3 protein-coding genes are annotated in these 4772 nt (G+C 66.5%); 2 read left to right on the forward strand and 1 reads right to left on the reverse strand.

From position 1 onward, the window contains the following. Window positions 1-347 precede the first annotated feature (347 nt). Window positions 348-1442: an alpha-hydroxy acid oxidase gene (locus QZ271_RS13885; protein ID WP_291432466.1), complete on the forward strand. Its 1095-nt coding sequence runs from the start codon at window positions 348-350 to the stop codon at window positions 1440-1442. 165 nt (window positions 1443-1607) lie between these two features. Here QZ271_RS13885 and QZ271_RS13890 read toward each other — a convergent pair whose 3' ends face one another. Next, entirely contained in the window at window positions 1608-3449 is a 1842-nt protein-coding gene (locus QZ271_RS13890; RefSeq protein WP_291432468.1) for a menaquinone biosynthesis decarboxylase, read from the reverse strand. Between the two features lie 333 nt (window positions 3450-3782). On the opposite strand from QZ271_RS13890, the gene QZ271_RS13895 reads away from it, so the two are divergent. Then, on the forward strand, window positions 3783-4550 hold the full coding sequence (locus tag QZ271_RS13895) for a transporter substrate-binding domain-containing protein (protein ID WP_291432469.1): 768 nt from the start codon (window positions 3783-3785) through the stop codon (window positions 4548-4550). The last annotated feature ends 222 nt before the right edge of the window (window positions 4551-4772 follow it).

The raw sequence follows: 4772 nt of genomic DNA on the forward strand, positions 1-4772 counted from the left end.
GGACTCCGCCGCTTTTCGCGATTCTGGAGAACACCGGGGTGGTGTTCCGCTCGCACAGCTCTGTCGAACTGTCCTGTCATCGTCATTCAACACCAGATTTTCATGCGTCCCAGCAGCGCCTTTCGGCTTTCTGCTTCCGCCCTTCTTCTCGGGCGAAGAGAACTATATGTCGGGGCGGCCCATCTGTCAACACCCATCCGCACCCGGCCCGCACCCCAGTCTGCCCGGGCGTCCTTCCACCAGGGCCATGACGCCATACAGACCGTCAGGGACACGCCCGACCGCCCTGCCGGAAGCCTGGGCGGGAACCTCAGCGCCGCCCCGCACGCCAGCCGGTATGCTGCCGTATGACCACCCCAGGACCGGACCTGACCCACGCCGTGAACCTCGCTGAGCTGGAAACCCTGGGGCGCGCCGCGCTCGACCGCAACGCGCTGGAGTACTACGCGAGCGGCGCGAACGACGAACACACCCTGCGCGGCAATCACGCTGCGTACGCCCGCGCCCGTCTGCGCCCCCGCATGCTGGCTGACGTTTCCAGCGTGGACACTGCCACCACGGTTCTGGGCCTGCCCCTGAGCAGCCCCATCGGCATCGCGCCCAGCGCCTTTCACGGGCTGGCGCACCCGGACGCCGAGCGCGCCACCGCCCGCGCCGCGCACGCCAGGGGCAGCGTCATGACGCTCAGCACCTTCAGTAACACGCCCATCACCACGGTCGGCGCCGACGCGGCCGGGCGATTCTGGTTTCAGCTGTACCTGCTGCGCGACCGCGACCTGAGCCGCCACACCATCGAGCAGGCCGAGGCCGCCGGAGCCCGCGCCCTGGTCTTCACGGTGGACGCCCCGTACCTGGGTCGCCGCGAGGCGAACGAACGCCACCGTTTCGCCCTGCCCGCCCACCTGAGCGCCCCGAACGTCGCTACCCGGGACAGCCTGGCGCAGGTCGAGACAGACAGCGGCTCACAACTCGCCAACTACTTTCAGCATCTCGTGGACAAGGCCTTTACGTGGCGGGACCTGGATTGGCTGCGCGCCCAGACGCGCCTGCCTATCGTCCTGAAAGGCATCCTGACTGCCGAGGACGCCGTTCTGGCCGCCGAGCATGGCTGTCACGTGTGGATCAGCAACCACGGCGGACGGCAACTGGACACCGCCATCAGCAGTTTCGAGGCCCTACCGGAGATCGTGGAAGCCCTCGCGGGCCGCGCCGAGATCTACCTGGACGGCGGCGTCACACGCGGCACGGACGTCCTGAAAGCCGTGGCCCTCGGCGCCCGCGCCGTATTCCTGGGGCGCGCCGCCCTGTGGGGCCTCGCCGCCGGAGGGCAGGCCGGTGTGGAACGCACCCTGCAACTCCTGGAAGACGAATTCCGGCTTGCCATGGCCCTGTGCGGACAGGCGCGCGTGGAGGACCTCAGCCCCGCGCTGGTACGGCTGTAGATCCAGCCCTGCAACAACTGGAGCGGGGGCCAGGGCTGACGCTCTGACCTCCGCTCCATCCCTGTGTCAGACGGATTCTGCTCCATTCCGCGAAGTCCGTCTGTTGTTCCTCCTCGCGTCCGCCCGGATTGACTCGGGACCGCAGCGAATCAATCGGAATCCGTATCACCGCAGGGATTCCGGCAGGCCGTACACGTTCCACAGGCGCTCCACGCGGTCCACGACCTCCTGGTTCATGACGATCTTGGGCGGCCACTCGCGCACAAACCCCTCCTCAGGAATCTTCTGCGCGCCGTCCCAGGCGAGGAGTTCGCCCTGCACCCACACGTCGCGTTCGGCGTCGATGTTGTTCAGGATGGTCCACCAGACGTCACCTATGTCGTTCACGTCGGTCTGGTCGTCGCAGATCAGCAGGTGACGCATTCCATGGGCGGCGGGGTGCGCGGCGAAGGCGGCGGCGAGGTCGCGGGTCTGCCCGGCGCGGGACTTGTGCAGCGCCACCAGCCAGTAGCCGTCCGGGGTCTGCCGCTGGGCGAGAACGCCGTCGAAGGCGGGCAGGTCATGCGCAGCGCGGGGCGTGAAGCCGTCCGGGGCGAGCGTATCCCCGGCCTGATCGGGGCGGCTGCTGGCGGCGCTGCCGACCTCCTCGGGACGTTTGGTGGTGGCGTCAATGATCAGTTTGCCGCCGTAGCCCCAGCCACGGCTGGAGTGGTCGAGCACGTCGATGGGGCCGCGCGTGGTGAGGGTGTCGCGGCCCGGCACGGCCTTCTGCGTCACCTCGCGCCACACGGCCCCGAAGTCCGTGACGGTCACGTCCTCATCGAGAACGACGATGACCTTGGCGAACATCATCTGGCCCAGACCGAACAGACCGTTGGCGACCTTGTACGCCTGCCCTGGGTAGGACTTCTTGATGCTCACGAACACGAGGTTGTGCGCGACTCCGGCGGGCGGCATGTGGTAATCCACGATCTCCGGAATGATCAGTTGCGCGGCGGGCAGGAACAGCCGCTCGGACGCCTCGATCAGGTACGCGTCCTCCATGGGGGGGCGGCCCACGATGGTCGCCGGGTACACCGGCTGCTCGCGCATGGTGACGGCCGTGACGTGAAAGCGCGGGTACAGGTCCGGCAGGGTGTAAAAGCCTGTGTGATCCCCGAACGGCCCCTCGACCACCCAGTCCTCGGCGGGGTCCACGTAGCCTTCGAGGATGAACTCGGCGTTGGCGGGCACATCCAGGTCCACCGTGACGCCCTTGACCACGGGGTAGCGCTGGCCGCGCAGGTAGCCGGCCAGGGCGAACTCGTCCAGGCCCGGCACGGGCGGCAGCGGCGCGGTCGCGGCGTAGATCAGGGCCGGGTCTCCGCCGATGGCGACCGCGACCTCCAGCCGCTGGCCCAGCCGCCTGGCCTTCTCCAGGTGTTTCGTGCCGGTCTTGTGCCGCTGCCAGTGCATGCCCGTGGTGTTCTTGCTCATGACCTGCACGCGGTACATGCCCATGTTGCGCTCGCCCGTTTCGGGGTCTCTGGTGATGACGAGCGGCAGTGTGACGAAGGGGCCACCGTCCAGCGGCCAGCATTTCAGGACCGGGATCTTCGAGAGGTCCACCTGATCGCCGCGCCACACGACCTGCTGCACGGGGGCGCTGCGCACGCGGCGCGGCGGGAGGTTCATGGCGTCGCGCAGCTTGGTGACGTTGCTCAGCAGCCCCAGTTTGCTGCCCCCCCCGGACAGGTCAATCAGGTTGCGGACCTTGGCGGCGAGGTCATCGAGGTCCGCCACGCCCAGGGCGAGCGCCACGCGGTCCTTGGTGCCCAGCAGGCCGATCACGACCGGGTAGGCGCTGCCCAGCACGTTCTCGAACAGCAGCGCGGGGCCGCCCTGTTTGACCATGCGGTCGGCGATCTGGGTGATTTCCAGCTCGCGGCTGACCGGGGTCGTGACGCGGATCAGTTCGCCGCGCTGTTCGAGGAGGCGCATGAAGCTCTGAATGTCCGGAAAGGCCATGCGCCGAGTGTAGTGGGAGGGGAGCGGGTCAACCGTACCCGAGCTTGCGGGCCTGACGGCTGCGTGATACGGACTCCGGGTTGAATGGGCTGCAAAGCCCGTTCAATCCGAGCGGAGCGAGTGGGAGCAAAACGGGTTCCGGACGTGGAGCCGGCAATCCGGCGCAGTTGCGGACCTGTCGGCGAAACAAACGGAATCCGGATGAGAAGACGCTCAGGAGGGACACGCGGCCGCGTGTCAGCCGAATCGCACTCAAAGTTGATGAATTTTGTACACTAACTATCGCCGGGCGAGGGCCAGCAGGTCTTCCCCACCCACCCAAGGAGTCCCACCATGAACACCTCCATCCGCACCACCCTGGCGCTCGCCGCCGCACTGACCGTCACCGCCAGCGCCGCCAGCCCCACCACCCTGCAAAAAGGCGTGCTGAAAATCGGCATGGAAGGCACCTACGCCCCCTTCACCTACCGCGACGCCAAGGGCAACCTGACCGGCTTCGACGTGGACATCGCCAAAGCCGTGGCCGCCAAGATGGGCCTGAAAGCCGAGTTCATCCTGACCGAGTGGAGCGGCATTCTCGCCGGACTGCAAGCCAACAAGTACGACGTGATCATTAACCAGGTCGGCATCAACCCCGAACGCGAGAAGACCATTGGATTCAGCCGACCCTACGCGTACTCCAGCCCGCAGATCATCGTTAAACGGGCAGGCAGTTTTAATCCGAAGACCCTGGCCGACCTGAAAGGCAAACGCGTGGGCGTGGGCCTGGGCAGCAACTACGAAAAGAGCCTGCGCGACGCGGGCGGCATCAACATCATCACGTACCCCGGCGCGCCCGAGTACCTCGCGGACCTCGCCACGGGCCGCCTGGACGCCGCGTACAACGACCGCCTGCTCGTCGGGTACCTGATCAAATCCCAGAACCTCCCGGTACGCGGCGCGGGCATCATCGGTGACGCGCAGCCCGTGGCCGTCGCTATGAAAAAAAGCAACACCACCCTGAAGGCGGCCGTGGACCGCGCCCTGCTGCAGATCAAAGCCGACGGCACCTACGCCAAGATCAGCCGCCAGTGGTTCGGGCAGGACGTCAGCAAACCCTGAACGTCACCGCGCCTCAGGAGTGGGCTACGAGATGAGAGGATATTCCTCGGGGCTCGTAGCCCACCCCTCGTACGGATTGCGCTCCATACCGCAAAACCCGTCTGCCGTTCCTACTCGCGTCCGCTCGGGTTGATTCAGAACTGCACTGGTAACTGCTCAGCAGGGTAAATTGCTCAGAATCTGAATTCAGCCCTATAAATTGCTAAGAAGCTGCTTTCAAAT

Source organism: Deinococcus sp., from assembly GCF_018260555.1.
Taxonomy (GTDB): domain Bacteria; phylum Deinococcota; class Deinococci; order Deinococcales; family Deinococcaceae; genus Deinococcus.

Excerpts from the sequence above, each read along its gene's own strand:
- QZ271_RS13885 (WP_291432466.1), top strand. The coding sequence starts at position 348 with ATGACCACCCCAGGACCGGACCTGACCCACGCCGTGAACCTCGCTGAG.
- QZ271_RS13890 (WP_291432468.1), bottom strand. The coding sequence starts at position 3,449 with ATGGCCTTTCCGGACATTCAGAGCTTCATGCGCCTCCTCGAACAGCGC.
- QZ271_RS13895 (WP_291432469.1), top strand. The coding sequence starts at position 3,783 with ATGAACACCTCCATCCGCACCACCCTGGCGCTCGCCGCCGCACTGACC.